The sequence below is a fragment of the Streptomyces sp. NPDC043427 genome (assembly GCF_056436655.1).
On the sequence record NZ_JBWKCC010000001.1, the window covers coordinates 137,414 to 155,737 of the forward strand.

The 18,324-nt window shown below is 69.8% G+C and carries 13 protein-coding genes, 1 tRNA gene and 2 pseudogenes; 5 read left to right on the forward strand and 11 right to left on the reverse strand.

Features of this window, described 5'->3' with window-relative positions; translation table 11 throughout:
* Positions 1–75: 75 nt before the first annotated feature.
* Positions 76–732: an ANTAR domain-containing response regulator gene (locus AC067M_RS00645; protein ID WP_478694772.1), complete on the reverse strand. Its 657-nt coding sequence runs from the start codon at positions 730–732 to the stop codon at positions 76–78.
* Between the two features lie 99 nt (positions 733–831).
* On the opposite strand from AC067M_RS00645, the gene AC067M_RS00650 reads away from it, so the two are divergent.
* Positions 832–906 (forward strand) — tRNA-Leu (locus tag AC067M_RS00650).
* 108 nt (positions 907–1,014) lie between these two features.
* Positions 1,015–1,608, forward strand: a pseudogene (locus tag AC067M_RS00655) (helix-turn-helix domain-containing protein); the annotation flags it as partial.
* 30 nt (positions 1,609–1,638) lie between these two features.
* Here AC067M_RS00655 and pyk read toward each other — a convergent pair.
* Together pyk and AC067M_RS00665 are read right to left on the reverse strand one after the other, a co-directional pair.
* Positions 1,639–3,069, reverse strand: coding sequence for a pyruvate kinase (gene pyk / locus AC067M_RS00660; protein WP_478694773.1), 1,431 nt, complete (start codon positions 3,067–3,069; stop codon positions 1,639–1,641).
* Positions 3,070–3,188: 119 nt separating this feature from the next.
* Positions 3,189–3,899 carry an SIMPL domain-containing protein gene (locus tag AC067M_RS00665; RefSeq protein WP_478694774.1) on the reverse strand — a complete coding sequence of 237 codons (711 nt, stop codon included), beginning with the start codon at positions 3,897–3,899 and terminating at the stop codon, positions 3,189–3,191.
* 148 nt (positions 3,900–4,047) lie between these two features.
* On the opposite strand from AC067M_RS00665, the gene AC067M_RS00670 reads away from it, so the two are divergent.
* On the forward strand, positions 4,048–5,853 hold the full coding sequence (locus tag AC067M_RS00670; RefSeq protein WP_478694775.1) for a bifunctional metallophosphatase/5'-nucleotidase: 1,806 nt from the start codon (positions 4,048–4,050) through the stop codon (positions 5,851–5,853).
* Positions 5,854–6,097: 244 nt separating this feature from the next.
* Here AC067M_RS00670 and AC067M_RS00675 read toward each other — a convergent pair whose 3' ends face one another.
* The 6 genes from AC067M_RS00675 to AC067M_RS00700 form a co-directional block, all read right to left on the reverse strand.
* Complete coding sequence (locus AC067M_RS00675) at positions 6,098–7,513, reverse strand: lysine N(6)-hydroxylase/L-ornithine N(5)-oxygenase family protein (RefSeq protein ID WP_478694776.1); 1,416 nt, start codon at positions 7,511–7,513, stop codon at positions 6,098–6,100.
* Complete coding sequence (locus AC067M_RS00680) at positions 7,510–8,880, reverse strand: pyridoxal phosphate-dependent decarboxylase family protein (RefSeq protein ID WP_478694777.1); 1,371 nt, start codon at positions 8,878–8,880, stop codon at positions 7,510–7,512. The genes AC067M_RS00675 and AC067M_RS00680 overlap by 4 nt, the downstream gene beginning before the upstream one ends.
* Positions 8,881–9,066: 186 nt before the next feature.
* Positions 9,067–9,888, reverse strand: a complete 822-nt coding sequence (locus tag AC067M_RS00685) for an NmrA family NAD(P)-binding protein (protein ID WP_478694778.1) — start codon at positions 9,886–9,888, stop codon at positions 9,067–9,069.
* Between the two features lie 294 nt (positions 9,889–10,182).
* Positions 10,183–12,663, reverse strand: coding sequence for an aminopeptidase N (gene pepN, locus AC067M_RS00690; RefSeq protein WP_478694779.1), 2,481 nt, complete (start codon positions 12,661–12,663; stop codon positions 10,183–10,185).
* A gap of 56 nt (positions 12,664–12,719) precedes the next feature.
* Positions 12,720–13,289, reverse strand: a complete 570-nt coding sequence (locus tag AC067M_RS00695) for a response regulator (RefSeq protein ID WP_478694780.1) — start codon at positions 13,287–13,289, stop codon at positions 12,720–12,722.
* 141 nt (positions 13,290–13,430) lie between these two features.
* Positions 13,431–13,790, reverse strand: coding sequence for a chorismate mutase (locus tag AC067M_RS00700; protein WP_133930636.1), 360 nt, complete (start codon positions 13,788–13,790; stop codon positions 13,431–13,433).
* 206 nt (positions 13,791–13,996) lie between these two features.
* On the opposite strand from AC067M_RS00700, the gene AC067M_RS00705 reads away from it, so the two are divergent.
* Entirely contained in the window at positions 13,997–14,890 is an 894-nt protein-coding gene (locus tag AC067M_RS00705) for a hypothetical protein (RefSeq protein WP_478694781.1), read from the forward strand.
* A 4-nt stretch (positions 14,891–14,894) separates the two neighbouring features.
* On the opposite strand, the gene AC067M_RS00710 is transcribed toward AC067M_RS00705, so the two are convergent.
* The gene (locus AC067M_RS00710; protein ID WP_478694782.1) at positions 14,895–16,325 is read right to left on the reverse strand and encodes an MFS transporter; all 1,431 of its coding nucleotides are present in this window, start codon (positions 16,323–16,325) and stop codon (positions 14,895–14,897) included.
* A gap of 117 nt (positions 16,326–16,442) precedes the next feature.
* Here AC067M_RS00710 and AC067M_RS00715 point away from each other — a divergent pair, with 117 nt between their 5' ends.
* Positions 16,443–16,937 carry a MarR family winged helix-turn-helix transcriptional regulator gene (locus AC067M_RS00715; protein ID WP_478694783.1) on the forward strand — a complete coding sequence of 165 codons (495 nt, stop codon included), beginning with the start codon at positions 16,443–16,445 and terminating at the stop codon, positions 16,935–16,937.
* A gap of 188 nt (positions 16,938–17,125) precedes the next feature.
* On the opposite strand, the pseudogene AC067M_RS00720 reads toward AC067M_RS00715, so the two are convergent.
* Positions 17,126–17,881 (reverse strand): annotated as a pseudogene (locus AC067M_RS00720) (SDR family oxidoreductase); the annotation flags it as partial.
* Between the last annotated feature and the right edge of the window lie 443 nt (positions 17,882–18,324).

Here is an 18,324-nt window from a genome sequence, read left to right on the forward strand (position 1 = left end):
CGCCCGGCCCACACGACTGAGGCCCGCACCCCACTTCTCCGGGGGCGCGGGCCTCAGGCGTGTCTGCCTCCGGGCTCAGCCCTTGCCGGCCTTCTTCTCATCCGCGTCCAGAATGACCGCCTCCGCGACCTGCTGCATCGACATACGCCGGTCCATCGACGTCTTCTGGATCCACCGGAACGCGGCCGGCTCCGTCAGCCCGTACTCCGTCTGGAGGATCGACTTCGCCCGATCCACCAGCTTCCGGGTCTCCAACCGCAGCGTGAGGTCCGCGACCTCCTTCTCCAACTCCTTCAGCTCCGTGAACCGCGACACGGCCATCTCGATCGCCGGCACGACGTCACTCTTGCTGAACGGCTTCACGAGATACGCCATCGCACCCGCGTCCCTCGCACGCTCCACGAGGTCGCGCTGCGAGAAGGCCGTGAGCATCAGCACCGGGGCGATGCCCTCTTCGGCGATCTTCTCGGCGGCGGAGATGCCGTCGAGCTTGGGCATCTTCACGTCGAGGATCACGAGATCCGGCTGGTGCTCCCGGGCGAGCTCGATGGCCTGCTCCCCGTCACCGGCCTCGCCGACGACCGAGTAGCCCTCCTCCTCCAGCATCTCTTTGAGATCCAGCCGGATCAGGGCCTCGTCCTCGGCAATGACGACACGGGTCGTCAGCGGAGGCACGTGCGACTTGTCGTCGTCGGGCGCGTCTACGGGCTGTGGCGACTCGGGGGAGGTCACGGGGGCTCCTTGTTCAGGCAGGGGTGGTGCTGACAAGAGCGTACCTAGCTGCGGTAAGGTGGGTGCGCGGAGGGTCAGGGGAAACCTTTGATTCTGCGAGCCCCGGTAGCCCAATTGGCAGCAGGCAACGGATTCAAAACCCGTACAGTGTCGGTTCGAGTCCGACCCGGGGCACTTTTCCTTCGATTCTAAGGTTGCCACTAAGGAAGCGGATGTTCCCGTTCTCGTGAACATCCGCTTTTTTGCTGCGTGTCGTCACGATCACTCTCACAGAGTGGCCGCATGTACAACGTCAGCACACGCAAGCGAGCACTCGCGCTAGTCGCACAGGGCCGCAGCCTGAATTCGGTGAGCCGAGAGATTGGTATCTCACGTGCCGCAGTCCGTTCCTGGCAATCCCGGCTCGAACCGCTGGCCCGCATGGCGGCTCCGCCACCCGGCCCACCGGCCGACGAGGTCTCGTACGCCTACCTGTTGGGCCTGCATCTCGGCGACGGCTGTATCAGCGCGCACCCGCGCGGCACGGGCCATTACCTTCGCATCGCGTGCGCCGACGCATGGCCCGGGCTGATCGACGCCTGCGAGAACGCGATGCGCGCGGTCAACCCCTCGCACCATGCCTACCGCACGCAGGCTCAGGGCTACGTGTCGGTAGTCGGCTATTACCCGCACTGGCCCCATCTCTTCCCTCAGCACGGCCCAGGGAAGAAACACGAGCGCCCTATCGCCCTCAAGCCCTGGCAGCAAGCCATCGTCGACGCCCACCCCTGGGAGTTCGTCAGAGGCCTCATCCACTCGGACGGTTGCCGCACCACCAACTGGACCACACGGCTGGTCCGCGGTGAGCGCAGGCGCTACGAATACCCCCGGTACTTCCACGTAGGCCCCAAACACTGACACTCTCCCCTACTTGTCGTCCTCCCCGATGTGATGCACCCGCACCAAGTTGGTCGTCCCCGACACCCCAGGAGGCGAGCCCGCCGTAATCACCACCACGTCGCCCCGCTGACACCGCCCGTACCGCAACAGCAACTCGTCCACCTGGTCGACCATCGCGTCCGTCGAGTCGGCCTCCGGCGTCAGGAACGTCTCCACGCCCCACGTCAGGTTCAACTGCGAACGCGTCGCCGGCTCCGGGGTGAAGGCGAGCAACGGGATCGGCGAGCGGTAGCGGGACAACCTGCGCGCCGTGTCGCCCGACTGAGTGAAGGCGACCAGGAACTTCGCGCCGAGGAAGTCGCCGATCTCCGCTGCCGCTCGGGCGACCGCGCCGCCGTGGGTGCGGGGTTTGTTGTGGTCGGTCAGGGGCGGGAGGCCCTTGGCCAGGATGTCCTCCTCGGCCGCTTCGACGATCTTGGCCATCGTGAGGACCGTTTCCACCGCGTGCTTGCCGACGCTCGTCTCGCCGGACAGCATCACCGCGTCCGTGCCGTCGATGACCGCGTTGGCGACATCGCTGGCCTCCGCCCTCGTCGGGCGCGCGTTGTCGATCATCGAGTCGAGCATCTGCGTAGCGACAATCACCGGCTTCGCGTTCCGTTTCGCCAGTTTGATCGCGCGCTTCTGGACGATCGGGACCTGCTCCAGCGGCATTTCGACGCCCAGGTCGCCCCTCGCGACCATGATGCCGTCGAAGCAGGCAACGATGTCGTCGATGTTGTCGACGGCCTGGGGCTTCTCCACCTTGGCGATGACGGGGAGGCGACGCCCCTCCGCGTCCATGATCCGGTGGACGTCTTCGATGTCCTTGCCGCTGCGGACGAAGGACAGGGCGATGATGTCGAAGCCCATGTGGAGGGCCCAGCGGAGGTCCTCCTTGTCCTTCTCGGAGAGGGCGGGGACGCCCACGGCCACGCCGGGCAGGTTCAGGCCCTTGTGGTCGGAGATGAAGCCGCCCTCGACGACCCGTGTGTGGACGCGGGGGCCGTCGACCGACGTAACCTCCAGGCCGACCTTGCCGTCGTCCACGAGGATGCGTTCGCCCGTCGTCACGTCGCCGGCCAGCCCGGAGTAGGTGGTTCCGCAGATGTGGCCGTCACCCTGCACGCCCTCCTCGACCGTGATGGTGAAGACGTCGTCGCGTTCGAGAAGTACGGGGCCTTCGGTGAAGCGGCCGAGTCGGATCTTCGGTCCTTGAAGGTCGGCGAGGATTCCGACGCTGCGGCCGGTTTCGTCGGAGGCCTTTCGTACGCGCCGGTAGCGTTCCTCGTGCTCGGCGTAGGTGCCGTGACTGAGGTTGAATCGGGCGATGTCCATTCCCGCGTCGACCAGGGCTTTGATCTGGTCGTACGAGTCGGTGGCGGGGCCCAGAGTGCAGACGATCTTCGCTCGGCGCATGTTTCGAGCTTATGACTTACTCATGGGTAGGGAATTGGCCGCACATGACCACTCAACAACCTTTGGGGAAAGGGTCTTTGACAAGTGTTGAATTGTGCGGCGGGGTGCTCCTATGAGCATCACAATGTCGGGGGCGCCATCGTGAAGCGCGCGTTGATCGCCGCCTGGACGCGTTGGCGCTGGGGTTCGAGGTCCAGGGGTGCGGCGGCGGTTTCCTCGGAGGCCGCTGCGGACATCGAGCGCATGCGTCCGCCGGGGGCCGCAGGGTAGGCCGGCCTGGGAGCCTCGGCTCCGATGTCGGCGAGTTCAACCAGGGCGGCCAGGGACGTACCGAGTGCCTCCGCGTATTCACGGGCGCGCTGGACCGCTTCGCGTACGGCTTGTTGGCGGGCTTTGCGGTGGGCGGGTGAGGTGGGGCGCAGGTGCCACCAGGGGCCGGTGACGCGGGTGAGTTCGAGGTCGGCGAGGCGGGTGGTGAGTTCGCCGAGGGCGGTGAAGTCGGTGAGTTCGGCGGTGATGTGGACGCTGCCGTGGTAGGTGCGGACGTGTTCGCCGCGGCCGCGTTTGGCGAGTTCGGGTGTGATGGAGAAGGCGCCGGTCTCGAGGCGTTCGACGGCGTTGCCGTAGGACTTGACGAGGTCGAGGACGGTGGTGTTGCGGCGGGTGAGGTCGTCGAGGGCGGAGCGGCGGTCGCGGCCGCGGGCGGCGACGGTGATGCCGATGCGGGCGATTTCGGGGTCGACTTCGAGGTGGGCCTCGCCGCGGACGGCGATGCGGGGTGCGTCGGGGGTGCCGTAGGGGACGTGGGTGGGTTCGTCGGGCGAGGTCATACGCCCCACTCTGTCACGTCTTTGCTGGTTACGGGCTTGCGGTTGGTCGATTAGGTCACCAATTCGAAACCTCTGGGACCTGTTGCCGTCCGTCATGAACGGGTCAGAATCTACGCGCGTTGTTGACTTTCCCCTAGGAGAACCAGACATGCCCTTGAACCGCCGGAAGTTCCTGAAGAAGTCGGCCGCCACGGGGGCGGGGGTGGCGGTCGCGGGGGCGGCGGCCGCTCCGGCGGCGCAGGCCGCGCAGGCCACGCAGACGAAGAAGCCCGCGAAGCGGTACGCGTTCACCGTGATGGGGACGACGGACCTGCACGGCAACGTCTTCAACTGGGACTACTTCACGGACAAGGAGTTCGACGACAAGGCGCACAACGACGTCGGTCTGGCGAAGATCTCGACCCTGGTGAACCAGATCCGCAAGGAGAAGGGTCGCCGCAACACCCTCCTCATCGACGCGGGCGACACGATTCAGGGCACGCAGCTGTCGTACTACTACGCGAAGGTCGACCCGATCACCGCCAAGGGCGGTCCGGTGCACCCGATGGCGCAGGCGATGAACGCGATCGGCTATGACGCGGCGGCGCTGGGCAACCACGAGTTCAACTACGGCATTCCGGTGCTGCGCAAGTTCGAGGAGCAGTGCCGTTTCCCGCTGCTCGGCGCCAACGCGCTGGACGCGAAGACGCTGCGGCCGGCGTTCGCGCCGTACAGCATGCACCGGCTGTGCACGCCGTTCGGGCGGGATGTGAAGGTGGCGGTGCTGGGTCTGACGAATCCGGGTATCGCGATCTGGGACAAGGCGAACGTGCAGGGGAAGATGACGTTCCCGGGTCTGGAGGAGCAGGCGGCGAAGTGGGTGCCGAAGCTGCGTTCGATGGGTGCGGACGTGGTGATCGTGTCGGCGCACAGTGGGTCGTCCGGCACGTCGTCGTACGGTGACCAGTTGCCGTACATCGAGAACGCGGCGGGGCTCGTCGCCGAGCAGGTGCCGGGGATCGACGCGATTCTGGTCGGGCACGCGCACACGGAGATTCCGGAGTACTTCGTCGCCAACAAGGAGACGGGTAAGCAGGTCGTGTTGTCGGAGCCGCTGAAGTGGGGGCAGCGGCTGACGCTGTTCGACTTCGAGCTGGTGTGGGAGAAGGGTCGCTGGGCGGTCGAGAAGGTGGCGGCGAAGGTCCTCAACTCGAACACCGTTGAGGAGGACTCGAAGATCACGAAGCTGCTCGGTGACGAGCACACGAAGGTCGTGGCGTACGTCAACCAGGTCATCGGGACGAACGCGGCCGAGATGACCTCGGTGGAGGCTCCGTACAAGGATGTCCCGATCATCGATCTGATCAACCACATCCAGGCCGACACGGTGAGGCAGGCTCTGTCGGCCACGGAGTACGCGGGGCTGCCGGTGTTGTCGCAGGCGGCGGCGTTCTCGCGGAGCGCGGTGATTCCGGCGGGGCAGGTGACGATCCGGGATGTGGCGGGTCTGTATCTCTTCGAGAACACGCTGGAGGCGCGTCTGATGACGGGTGCGCAGATGAAGGCGTATCTGGAGTTCTCGGCGAACTACTTCGTGCAGACGGCGCCGGACGCGGTGATCGACCCGGCGTTGCTGACGAACGCGAACGGTACGCCGGACTACAACTACGACGTGGTGAGCGGTCTGACGTATGAGATCGACATCGCGAAGCCGGCCGGGTCGCGGGTGACGGACGTGCGGTTCGAGGGGGCGCCGCTGGCGGACGACAAGCAGTTCGTGTTCGCGGTGAACAACTACCGGGCGAACGGCGGCGGTAACTTCCCGCATGTGGCGGCGGCGAAGTTGCTGTGGTCGAACTCGGACGAGATCCGTAACACGATGATCGCCTGGGTGAAGGCGAAGGGGTCGATCGACCCGGCTCAGTTCGCGTCGGTGGACTGGAAGCTGACGCGGAACGGTACGCCGGTGTTCTAGGGTTCCGGCTTCTGCGCCTCGCCTCGCCTTCACGGGCGGGGCGGGGCGCGAGCGTGGCGGGGGCCTCACCGCTTGGGTGCTTGGTAGCGCCTGGCGAGCGCGTGGCGTGGCTGGTTCTCATCGGTGTTTCCGGTCCCTGTGATCGGGAGGCCACGGCGTTGAGGACCAGGCCGAGGGCGGTGAGCACCGCACTCGGCGTCCAGCCACCCAGCAGCGGGGTGAACAACGCTGCGGGTCGATACACCTAGTGTCCGTCGACGAGTGGGGTGGGTGTGTGTGGTTGTCGGGTTCGGGGGACCTGGTTGTGGGGGTGGAGTCCGAAGGTGGTGAAGGCGGTTCGGGTGGGGAGGGGGTAGGTCTCCTTGCCGGTGAGGTCGTTGAGGATGGTGGCGCTGCGCCAGGCGGCGAGGCCGAGGTCGGGTGTGCCGACGCCGTGGGTGTGGAGTTCGGCGTTCTGGACGTAGACGGTGCCGGTGACGGTGGGGTCGAGGACGAGGCGGAAGTGTTCGTCGACGTGGGGGCGTTCGCTGTTGTCGCGTCGGATGTAGGGGTCGAGTCCGGCGAGGATGCGGTCGAGGGGGCGTCGGCGGTGGCCGGTGGCGAGGACGACGGCGTCGGTGGTGAGGCGGGTGCGGGTGTTCTGCTGGGTGTGTTCGAGGTGGAGTTCGATTTTGGTGGTGGCGATGCGTCCTGCGGTGCGGACGCGGACGCCGGGGGTGAGGACTGCGGCGGGCCAGCCGCCGTTCAGGGTGCGGCGGTAGAGCTCGTCGTGGATGGCGGCGATGGTGTCGGCGCCGATGCCTTTGTGGAGTTGCCACTGGGAGGAGGTGAGGCGGTCGCGGACGGGTTCGGTGAGGGTGTGGAAGTAGCGGGTGTAGTCGGGGGTGAAGTGTTCGAGGCCGAGTTTGGAGTTCTCCATGGGGGCGAAGGCTTCGGTGCGGCCGATCCAGTGGAGGTTTTCGTGGCCCGGGGTGCGGTGACGCAGGAGGTCGAGGAAGATTTCGGCGCCGGATTGTCCGGAGCCGACGACGGTGATGTGGCCGGCGGCGAGGAGGGTGTCGCGGTGGGTGAGGTAGTCGTTGGCGTGGACGACGGGGGCGCCGGGGGTGTCGACGAGGGGGCGTAGCGGGTCGGGGATGTGGGGTTCGGTGCCGATGCCGAGGACGATGTTGCGGGTGTAGGTGCGGCCGAGGGCTTCGGCTTGTCCGTCGGCGTCGAGTTGGGTGTGGTCGACTTCGAAGACGTCGCGTTCGGGGTTCCAGCGGGCGGCGTCGACCTGGTGGCGGAAGTGGAGTCCGGGGAGGTGGGCGGCGACCCAGCGGCAGTAGGTGTCGTATTCGGCGCGTTGGATGTGGAAGCGTTCGGCGATGTAGAAGGGGAAGAGCCGGTCGCGGGTTTTGAGGTGGTTGAGGAAGGTCCAGGGGCTGGTGGGGTCGGCGAGGGTGACGAGGTCGGCGAGGTAGGGGACTTGGAGGGTGGTGCCGTCGATGAGCAGGCCGGGGTGCCAGTCGCAGTCGGGGCGTTGTTCGTAGAAGACGGTGTCGAGTTCGGTGAGGGGGTGGGCGAGGGCGGCGAGGGAGAGGTTGAAGGGGCCGATGCCGATGCCGACGAGGTCGCGGGGGGTGTCGGGGTCGGAGTGTGGGGGGTGTGGTGTGCTCATGTGGGGGTGTGTCCTTCCACCAGGGTGAGGAGGGCGGCCAGGTCGTCGGGCCGGGTGTGGGGGTTGAGGAGGGTTGCTTTGAACCAGAGGCGGTCGTCGCGGTGGGCGCGGCCGAGGACGGCCCGGCCGTCGGCGAGGAGGGTGCGGCGGGTGGCGGCGACGGCGGTGTCGGCGGCGGCCGTGGGGCGGAAGAGGACGGTGCTGAGGGTGGGCCGGTCGTGGAGTTCGAAGGCGGGGTGGGCGGCGACCAGGTCGGCGAGGGTGTGGGCCTGTGCGCAGATGTGGTCGACGAGGGTGCCGAGGCCGGTGCGGCCGAGGGTTTTGAGGGTGGCGGCGATTTTGAGGATGTCGGGGCGGCGGCTGGTGCGGGTGGAGCGGTCGAGGAGGTCGGGGAGGCCGGCGTCGGTGTCGTCGGTGGCGTTGAGGTAGTCGGTGTGGTGGTGCAGGGCGGTGAGGTCGTGGGGGTCGCGGACGGCGAGGAGGCCGGCGGCGACGGGTTGCCAGCCGATTTTGTGCAGGTCGAGGGCGACGGTGTGGGCGGTGTCGAGTCCGGTGAGTTTGGGGCGGTGGCGGTCGCTGAAGAGGAGGCCTCCGCCGTAGGCGGCGTCGATGTGGAGGCGGGCGTGGTGGGTGGTGCAGCGGGCGGCGATGTCGGGGAGGGGGTCGATGAGTCCGGCGTCGGTGGTGCCGGCGGTGGCGGCCGCGATGACGGGGCCGTGGATGTGGGTGAGGGCGTCGTGGAGGGCGGTGGGGTCGAGGGTGCCGGTGGGGGTGGGCACGATGACGGGGTCGGGCAGGCCGAGGAGCCAGGCGGCGCGGGGCAGGGAGTGGTGGGCGTTGGCTCCGCAGACGAGTTGGATGTGGGGGCCGTGTGTTTCGCGGGCGAGGAGGAGGGCGAGTTGGTTGGATTCGCTGCCGCCGGTGGTGACGAGTGCGTCGCTCGCTTTCGCGTGAGGGTAGATTTCCGCGGCGAGTGTTCTCGTGACCAGTGCTTCCAGCTCCGAGGCTGCTGGGGCCTGGTCCCAGGAGTCGAGGGAGGGGTTGAGGGCGGAGGCGGCGAGGTCGGCGGCGGTGGCGACGGCGAGGGGTGGGCAGTGGAGGTGGGCGGCGCAGAAGGGGTCGGCGGGGTCGGCGGCGCCTTCGGCGAGGGCGTGGACGAGGGTGTGCAGGGCGTCGGGGTCGCCGGTGTGCGGCAGTACGTCGCCGACGGCGGCCCTCAGGCGTGCGGCGACGGCGTCGGGGCCGCCTGCGGGGAGTGGTCCGCCGCGGGCGCGGGCGCCGCTGTGGAGGGCGTCGAGGACGGTGTCGAGCAAGGGCCGCAGTGCGCTGGGGCCTTCGGGGCCTGAGGCGAGGGGCGGCGTGCGCATGGGGCTTCTCCGGGGCGCGGGGCGAGTGGGGCTCGCCCCGCGGTGGGGTGTCCGCAGGGGGCTTCCAGCTTGTACCCGGATGCGACGACGCGCCCGAAAAGCCCAACGATCAGAACCCGAAAGAGGGTATGTCCGCTCAGGCCGGGAGTCGGGCCGGAGCGTCGGGCCGAAATGTCGGGCCGGAAGTCAGGCGGCCCTGAAGTCGTCCGCGTGGTCGGTGGCCCAGGTGGCGAAGGTGCGGGCGGGGGTGCCGGTGATGTCCTCGACGGTGGTGGTGATCTCCGGGGGTACGCCGACGGTGGCCGCGAAGGATGCCAGGAGGGCCTGCAGCATGGCGGGCGGCACGTGTGGGAAGAGTTCCGGGCCGGCTTCGTGCGGCGGTACCTCGACGAAGCGCAGGTCGCGGCCGAGGGCGTGGCCGATCGCGTCGATCTGCTCGGCGTTGGTGGTGGCCCGGGGGCCGGTGAGGCGGTGGACGGCGCCGGTGTGGCCGTCGTCGAGGAGGGCGCGTTCGGCGACGGCGGCGATGTCGTCCTCGTGGATGGGCGCGGAGAGTCCGTCCGCGAAGACGCCGCGGACGGTGTTCCCGGCGCGTGTCTGCGGCGCCCACTGGAGGGCGTTGGTGGAGAAGGCGTTGGGGCGCAGGAAGGTCCACTGCAGGCCGCTGTCGCGCAGTCGCTGTTCGACTGTGGCGTGCATGACGTGGATGGGGTGAGTCTCGTCGGCTCCCTCCTGGATGATCCCGGAGGACAGGAGTACGACGTGGCGTACGCCGGCGGCTTGGGCCGCGTCGAGCAGGTCGGCGGCCTGGATGTAGAGGAAGAGCTTGGTCACGCCTTTGAACGGGGCGGTGGGGTCGTCGTGGTGGAGCGGAACGACCTCGGCGGTCTCGGGCAGGTCGGCGCGCCGGGGGTCGCGGGTCAGCGCGCGGACGGGCCGGCCGGTGGCGGTGAGCCGTTCGACGAGGGCGCGTCCGACGTTTCCGGTGGCGCCGGTCACTGCGATCACGGGGTTTCCTCCGATGGGTCGGGGACTGATCGTCCTTGGCCCTGTCGAGCCTAGGAAGGTCGATCAGTCCCCCGCATCGTCGGCAAGGACCAGCCGTGCCCTACGTCGGTGGTCCTAGGGCGTGTTGCGAGAGTCCCGTTGGCCGCTCGAAGGGCGGGCCCTGCGGCGTCCGGTGCGTGCGATCGCGAGGCGGGGGGTCGCCCGCGTACTGGGTGGCGTACGTGGGTGATCCCGGCGACGCGGCGAGCGCGCGTGCCGGGCGTCGCAGGGCAGGCGGGACGTTCGCAACACGTCCTAGACCTCTCGGACGCGCAAGGCCCGTGCGAGGTCGTCGAGTTGGTCGGCGAGTTTGCGGCGCAGGGCGGGGATGGGGTCGGCGTCGCGCAGGCAGGCCTCGCCGTGGTGGAGGGTTTCGGCGTCGACGGCGTGGGCGGGGAAGGCCCAGCGGCCGGCGGCCTCGGCGATGGCGGGGCCGCGGCGGGCGGCGAGGGCGACGGCGTCCTCGTAGAAGCGGGGCACGTACTCCCGTACGAGGTCGGCCTGTTCGGGCTGCCAGAAGCCCTGGGCGGTGGCGGTGAACAGGTAGTTGGAGAGGTCGTCGCCGGTGAACATCGCCTCCCAGGCCTTGGCCTTGGTCTGCGGGTCGGGCAGGGCGGCGCGGCAGCGGGCGGCGCCCTCCTGGCCGGTGGCGCTGGGGTCGCGTTCGAGTTCGGCGGCGATGTCGTCCTCGTCGGTGGCGCCGAGGACGGCGAGGCGGCCGAGGACGCGCCAGCGCAGGTCGGGGTCGAGTTCGGGGCCGCCGGGGACGGTGCCGTCGGCGAGCCAGGCGGCGATGGTGTCGGGGTGGGCGGCGACGTCGATGAAGTGGCGTACGGCGATGAGGCGCAGGCCGGGGTGGTCGCCGTCCTCGGTGCGGCGGATGAGGTCGCGGCAGAGGGAGGCGAGGGTGCTGAGGGCGGTGGGCCGTTCCTCAGGGGTGAGGTAGCGGTCGGCGATCTGGGTGTGGGCGAAGGCGAGGACGCCCTGCACGAGCGCGAGGTCGGTCTCGCGTGGGAGGTGGGCGCGGGCGGTCTCCAGGTAGGCGGTCGGGGGGAGTTCGCCGTCGCGTACGGCGTCGCGCAGGGCGTTCCAGACGACGGCGCGGGTGAGGGGGTCGGGGAGGCCGGACAGGCCGGTGCGCAGGGCCTGGAAGGACTCGGGGTCGAAGCGGATCTTGGCGTAGGTGAGGTCGCCGTCGTTGAGGAGGAGCAGTGCGGGGCGCTTGCCGATGGGGTGGGGCTCGCTCTGCGGGATGTCGAGGTCGAGGCGGTCGCGCAGGGTGAGGCGGCCCTCGTCGGTGAGGTCCTGGTCGTAGAGGCCGACGGCGATGCGGTGGGGGCGGCTGCCGGTGTGGGCGACGGTGAGGGTGCGCTCACCGTTGTCGCCGGTGACGACGGGGGTGAGGGTGTCGACGCCGGTGGTGCGCAGCCAGGCGTCGGCCCAGTTGTGGACGTCGCGTTCGGTGCCGCTGGCGAGGGAGTCGATGAAGTCGGCGAGGGTGGCGTTGGCGAACTTGTGGCGGGCGAAGTGGGTGTTGATGCCGGCCAGGAAGTCCTTCTCGCCGAGCCAGGTGACGAGTTGGCGGAGGGCCGAGGCGCCCTTGGCGTAGGAGATGCCGTCGAAGTTGAGCAGGGCGGAGGCGGTGTCGTCGACGTTCTCGGGGGCGACGGGGTGGGTGGAGGGGCGCTGGTCGGCGTCGTAGCCCCAGGCCTTGCGGACGACGCCGAAGTCGGTCCAGGTGTCGGTGAAGCGGGTGGCCTCGGTGCAGGTCTGGTAGCCCATGTACTCGGCGAAGGACTCGTTGAGCCAGATGTCGTCCCACCACTTGAGGGTGACGAGGTCGCCGAACCACATGTGGGCCATCTCGTGGGCGATGACCATGGCGCGGGTCTGGCGTTCGGTGTCGGTGACGGCGGAGCGGTAGACGAACTCGTCGCGGAAGGTGACGAGTCCGGGGTTCTCCATGGCGCCGGCGTTGAATTCGGGGACGAACGCCTGGTCGTAGGAGTCGAAGGGGTAGGGCTCCTCGAACTTCTCGTGGTAGCGGTCGAAGCAGGCGCGAGTGACGTCGAGGATCTCGTCGGCGTCGGCGTCGAGGTGGGGGGCGAGGGAGCGGCGGCAGTGAATGGCGAAGGGCAGGCCGCGGTGTTCGGTGCGTACGGAGTGCCAGGGGCCGGCGGCGACGGCGACGAGGTAGGTGGAGATGAGGGGGGTGGGGGCGGCCTGCCAGCGGCCCTGCCCGTGGTGTTCGGTGATGCCGTTGGCGAGGACGGTCCAGGCTTCGGGGGCGGTGACGGTGAGTTCGAAGACGGCCTTGAGGTCGGGCTGGTCGAAGGCGGCGAAGACGCGCTGGACGTCATCCATGAAGAGCTGGGTGTAGACGTAGGTCTCGCCGTCGGTGGGGTCGGTGAAGCGGTGCATGCCCTCGCCGGTGCGGGAGTAGCGCATGCGTGCCTGGACGCGCAGTTCGTGCTCGCCGGCGGTGAGGTTGTTCAGTGGCAGCCGGTTCTCGTCCAGGGTGTCCGGGTCGAGGGGCTGTCCGTCGAGGGTGACGGAGCGCAGCTCGGCGGGCTTGACCTCGACGAAGGTGGACCCGTCCGACCGTGTGGTGAACCGGATGACGGTCTGGGACTCGAAGGTCTCGTCGCCGGTGGTCAGGTCGAGCTCGATCGTGTAGCGGTGGACGTCGATGAGCTGTGCTCGGGCTTGCGCTTCGTCGCGCGTCAGTACGGACATGGTGGACATGCTGCCTGATGGCGGGGCCATGGCACAGAGGCGGATCGGTACGCGCCCTATGTCCCGTCTCGCGCCGGAGCCGCCTGTTCGATGTCGCGCCGACCGGGCACGCGGGTGTCGGGGCGGGGCAGGGGGCGGCGGGGTGTGCGACGGGCGGGGTCGGTGGTGTCCTTTCCGGGGGCTTTGGCGGGGTCCTTGAGGAGGGCGCGGAGTTCGCGGACCTCTTGTTCGAGGGCGACGTGGCGTTGGTGTGCGTCGTAGAGGTAGCGCACCTTGGTGCGCAGGGCCCAGGGGTCGACGGGTTTCATGACGAGGTCGGCGACGCCGAGGCCGAAGGCGGTGGCGCTGAGTTCCTGGTCGGGGCCGAAGCCGGTGAGCAGGACGACGGGTATGTGCTGGGTCTGTTCCAGGCGCCGCATGTAGCGGACGACGTCCAGGCCGCTGACGCCGGGCATGCGCACGTCCAGCAGGAGGAGTCCGACCGGGCCGCGCAGTACCTGCTTGAGGGCCTCGTCGCCGCTGGTGGCGCGGCCGAGTCGGTAGCCGAGCGGGGCCAGGGCGTTCTCCAGTGCGTACAGGGTGTCCTGGTGATCGTCGACGATGAGGATCTTGGCATCAGACGGCATGGCCCGACGTCCCTCCCGCGGTGGGACAACCAGTTTACGTCCGGTTGTTGACGCGCAGTGCCCGTCGGTTGACGAGCGGTGCGCGGCGCATGCCGCCGCCGGTGCGCCGCCGTGTCCTGTCCGCGGTGGTGTCGGGCGAGGTCAGTGGGGTGCGGGTGCGGTGCCGTTGACGGTGTCCTCGGCGATGCTCTCGTGGTGGCGGATCACCTCGGCGATGATGAAGTTGAGGAACTTCTCAGCGAACGCCGGGTCGAGCTTGGCGCTCTCGGCGAGGGCGCGCAGCCGGGCGATCTGGCGGGCCTCGCGGTCGGGGTCGGCGGGCGGCAGCTGGTGGCGGGCCTTGAGGTGGCCGACCTGCTGGGTGGCCTTGAAGCGCTCGGCGAGCATGTGAACGACGGCGGCGTCGATGTTGTCGATGCTGGCGCGCAGCCGGGCGAGCTCCTCGCGGACGGCGGGGTCGACGTCGCCGTTGCCGCCGTTACCGGTGTAGCTGGTGGTCATGGATGTTCACCCTAGTCGTCGTGCTGGGTGGCTCTCAGCCCGGTCCGACCGGCGAGATCCGGCGCGGGCGGTGGGGATTGCCCGTGGATCGCCGGGTGTCCCCCGTGGATCGCCGGGTGTCCCCCGTGGATGGGTGGGGATCCCCCGTGGATCGGCGGTGTCCCCGTAGAGTGGATTCGGGTTCTGGGCGTCTTGGGGGTACGGGCGTGGCGAACGGCGGACCGGTCGAGCACGGCTACCCACATCTGGAGACGGTGCGGGCCGCGATCACCGCGCTGTACAGGCGTCTGTCGTACGACACGGTCCAGACGTTCGCGAGCAGTGTGGTCCCGGCCGATGTGGCGTTCTGCGACACGGACGACCTGTACATGGGGGCGCAGCGGGTGGCGCGTGAGCTGGTGCGCCACTACCGGCTTCCGGACGCGCGGATGGTCGTAAGTTTCCGGGAGATGAGGCACGCGGCGAACATCGAACTCGCGGCGGGGCCGGAGTACTTCGTGGAGTTGAACGACCGGTTCCGCACGCATCGGCGGGACATCGGGGCGGCGCTGGCCCACGAGATCATGCACGTCTATCTGCACCGCCTGGACCTGTCGTTTCCGGGGACGCGTGAGAACGAGATCCTCACGGACACGGCGACGACGTATCTGGGCGCGGGCTGGCTGCTCCTGGACGCCTTTCGGGAGGACGCGGCGTCCTCGCAGAAGCTGGGGTATCTGACGCCTGAGGAGTTCGGGTACGTGCTGGCGAAGCGGTCGCTGGTGTTCGGTGAGGATCCCTCGGTGTGGTTCACCAGTCCGCAGGCGTACACGGCGTATGTGAAGGGCATGCGGCGGGCCCGGCAGGACGAGCAGCAGCCGCCGTTGACGGCGGCCGGCTGGGCGGGCCGCCGCCGCTACGCCCGCGACCGCCGTCACGCCCAGGACCACGTCCCGGTGCCGCTCACGGGCACGCCGTACGCCTTCGCCCCGGACGCGCGCGGGCCACTGCGGGTGACGTTCCCGTGCCCCACCTGCCACCAGCGGATCAGGGTGCCGGTGCGGGGTCGGGTACGGGCGCGGTGCGGGTTGTGCCGGACGGTGCTGGAGTGCGACACGTAGGTGCCTACGGGGTCGTCCGCCGAGGCAGCGTCGTGCACAGGGCCGCGCAGAGGATGAAGCCGGCTGTCACCCAGGGCATCGCGGCGTTCAGTGCGCCGGTGGGGCCCTCGTTCGTGTGGGCGAAGAACACCGTGCCGATCACCGCCGCCCCGAGCGCGCCGCCGAACTGCTGCGCCGTGGAGAAGATCCCGGACGCGCCGCCCGCGAGGTCGTCCGGCACGGCGGACAGGACGACGTTGACCAGCGGCACCACCAGGAACCCGAGCCCCGCGCCGGCGATCACCAGGCCGGGTACGAGCGGCCACGCGCCGGTGTGTGCGTCGGCGGTGTCGTGGGCGGCGGCCCACACCCAGGCGAACCCGCCCGCCATCAGCAGCGCCCCGGCCGCGAGGACGAGCCGCCCGAAGCGTACGGCGAGCCCGTCGGCGGCCGGCGCGGTCAGGAAGCCGCCGACCGAGAAGGCCACGGTCAGCACACCGGCCTGCGTCGGTGTGTATCCCTCGCCGCCCTGCAGCCAGATGGCGAAGACGAGGAAGAAGCCCTGCATGCCGACTGAGAACAGCAGCTGGACCAGGACACCGACGGAGAAGGCGGGCAACCGGAAGGCGCGCCCCGGCAGCAGCGGCAGCGTCCCGTCGGCCCGGCGCCGCGTCTCGACGACCACGAGCCCGGCGATCGCGAGCACCCCGGCGGCGAGGCAGACCCAGCCCCACAGCGGCCAGCCGTACTCCCGCCCCTGTACCAGCGGCAGCACGATCGCCACCAGCCCGCCCGCCAGCACCAGGCTGCCGAGCGCGTCCGGCCGGCCCGCCGACCTCTCCCTGGTGGCCGGCACCAGGATCGTCCCGGCCACGAACGTCACCAGCGCGACGGGCACGTTCACCAGGAACACCGCCCGCCACCCCCACCCGAACAGGTCGGCGTCGGTGAGTACGCCGCCCAGCAGCAGGCCGATCGCCGAGGCGAAGCCGGCGACGGCCCCGTACATCCCGAAGGCCGCTCCGCGCTCCTTGCCCTGGAACAGGGTGCGGAAGGAGCCGATCACCTGCGGCACCAGCACCGCGGCCAGTACGCCCTGCACGGCCCGCGCTGCGATCAGCTGCCCCGGGGACTGCGCGATCCCGCACGCCAGGCTCGCCAGCCCGAACCCGGCGGTGCCGACGAGGAAGAGGGTGCGGCGGCCGTAGCGGTCGCCGAGGTGTCCGGAGACGATCAGGAAGGCGGCGAAGGCCAGCAGATAGGCGGAGACCGTCCACTGGAGGTCGCCGGTGGAGGCGTTCAGGTCGCGGCCGATGGAGGGGATCGCGACGTTCACGATGGTCGTGTCCACGAGGTCCATCAGGGCCGCGACCATCATCACGGCGGCGGCGATCCAGCGGTGCGGGTGGGGCTCTTGGGTGGTGGGGGGCGGGGGTGCGGTGAGGGGGGTGGGCATGGGTCTCTCCTGTCGTCCCGATTTATTTCGTTCGACCTAACGAAATACTTGCATCGGCGGAACATGCGGCGCAAGTGTTTCGTTTGACCGAACGAAATATTTGCTAGGCTGATCGCCATGAGCGGCATGGAGACGACAGCGGACGACGAGCGGCGAGCCGCCGCCCTGGACCGCCTCATGACCGTGGGCCGGCAGCACAGTGCCGCCACGGTGATGTTTCATTCGGCGATCGCCGCCAAGCAGGGCCTGAACGCCACGGAGGAGAAGACCCTCGACTTCCTCCAGAGGCAGGGGCCGCTCACCGCGAAGGACCTGGCGGAACGCACCGGTCTGGCGCCGGCCTCCGTCACCGGCCTGGTGGACCGGCTGGCGGCCAAGGGCTTCGTACGCAGGGTCAAGCACCCCACGGACAAGCGCCGCGTGCTCGTCGAACTGAACGAGGCACAGATCGCCGAACTCGCCGGGTTCTTCGAGGACTGGGCCCGCGACATCGTCACGGCCTGCGAGGAGTTCACGACGGACGAGCTGGAGACCGTGAACCGTTTCCTCGCCGTGATGACCGAGCAGCAACGCAAGGCGACGGCGCGCCTCACGGAGGGGCGGACGGACTGAGTGACGGACGGACGGGCTCAGGGAGGAACGGACGGGTTGAGGGAGGGGCGGACGGGCTCAGAGAGGGACGGACGGGTTGAGGGAGGGGCAGACGGGCTCAAGGAGGCACGGACGGACTGCGCGGGGCGGATAGGCCGAGGGAGGGGCGGATGGGCTGGGACGGGCGGGGCGGCCCGTCAGGATCCGGCCTACGCTCCGTACACCGCCCCTGGCGCCTCCGAGCGCGCCAGCAATGTCCGCACCTGCTCCCCCACATCCGCGGGGCTCCACCGACCTCCCTTGTCGACGCTCGGGCCCGGTCGCCAGCCCTCCATCACGGTCACCCGGCCCCCTTCCGTCTCGAAGACGCGCCCAGTGACGCCCGCACTCGCGGCGGAGCCGAGCCAGACGACCAGGGGGGAGACGTTCTCGGGGGCCATCGCGTCGAAGCCGGAGTCCGGCGCGGCCATCGTGTCGGCGAAGGCGCGCTCCGTCATCCGGGTGCGTGCGGCGGGCGCGATCGCGTTGACCTGGACGCCGTACCGGCCGAGTTCCACCGCGGCGACCAGGGTCAGTCCGACGACACCAGCCTTCGCCGCGCTGTAGTTGCCCTGTCCGACAGACCCCAGCAGGCCCGCTCCGCTGCTGGTGTTGACGATCCGTGCCTCGGGCATACGTCCCGCCTTGGCCTCGGCTCGCCAGTGCGCGGCGGCGTGCTTCAGCGGCAGGAAGTGGCCCTTGAGGTGGACGCGCAGTACGGCGTCCCAGTCGTCCTCGTCGAGGTTGATCAGCATGCGGTCGCGCAGGAAGCCCGCGTTGTTGACGAGGGTGTCGAGCCGTCCGTACGTCTCCAGCGCGACGCGTACGAGGGACGCGGCACCGTCGGTCGTGGCGATGTCGGCACCGTGGGCGACGGCTTCACCGCCCGCCGCGCGGATCTCGTCGACGACGGCTGCGGCGGGGCTGAGGGGGGCGGGCGCGTGGCCAGGCGCAGGTGAGCCGTACCGGGCGGGCGTGCCATGGGGCGTAGGCCTGCCGTCGAGGCCAGGCGCGCGACCGGGCCCAGCCGTTCCGCCGGCACCGGGCGCGGCGACGGGGCCATGCGTGCCGCCGGGCCCAGACGCGCCGTCGAGGGCTAGCGCGCCGCCAGGCGCAGGCGTGCCGTCGAGGCCGGACGTGCCGCCAGGCGCAGGCGTGCCATCGGCACCGGCCGCGCCGCCAGGCCCAGAGGCTCCATCGGCACCGCGGATGCCACCAGGCCCGGATGCTCCATGGGCACCGCGGGTGCCACCAGGCCCAGACGCGCCGCCAGGCCCAGGCGTGCCGTCGAGGCCGGGCCCGCCACCGCGCCCAGGCGTGCCGTCGAGGCTCACGTCCAAGTCGTTGACGACGACGCGGGCGCCCTCGG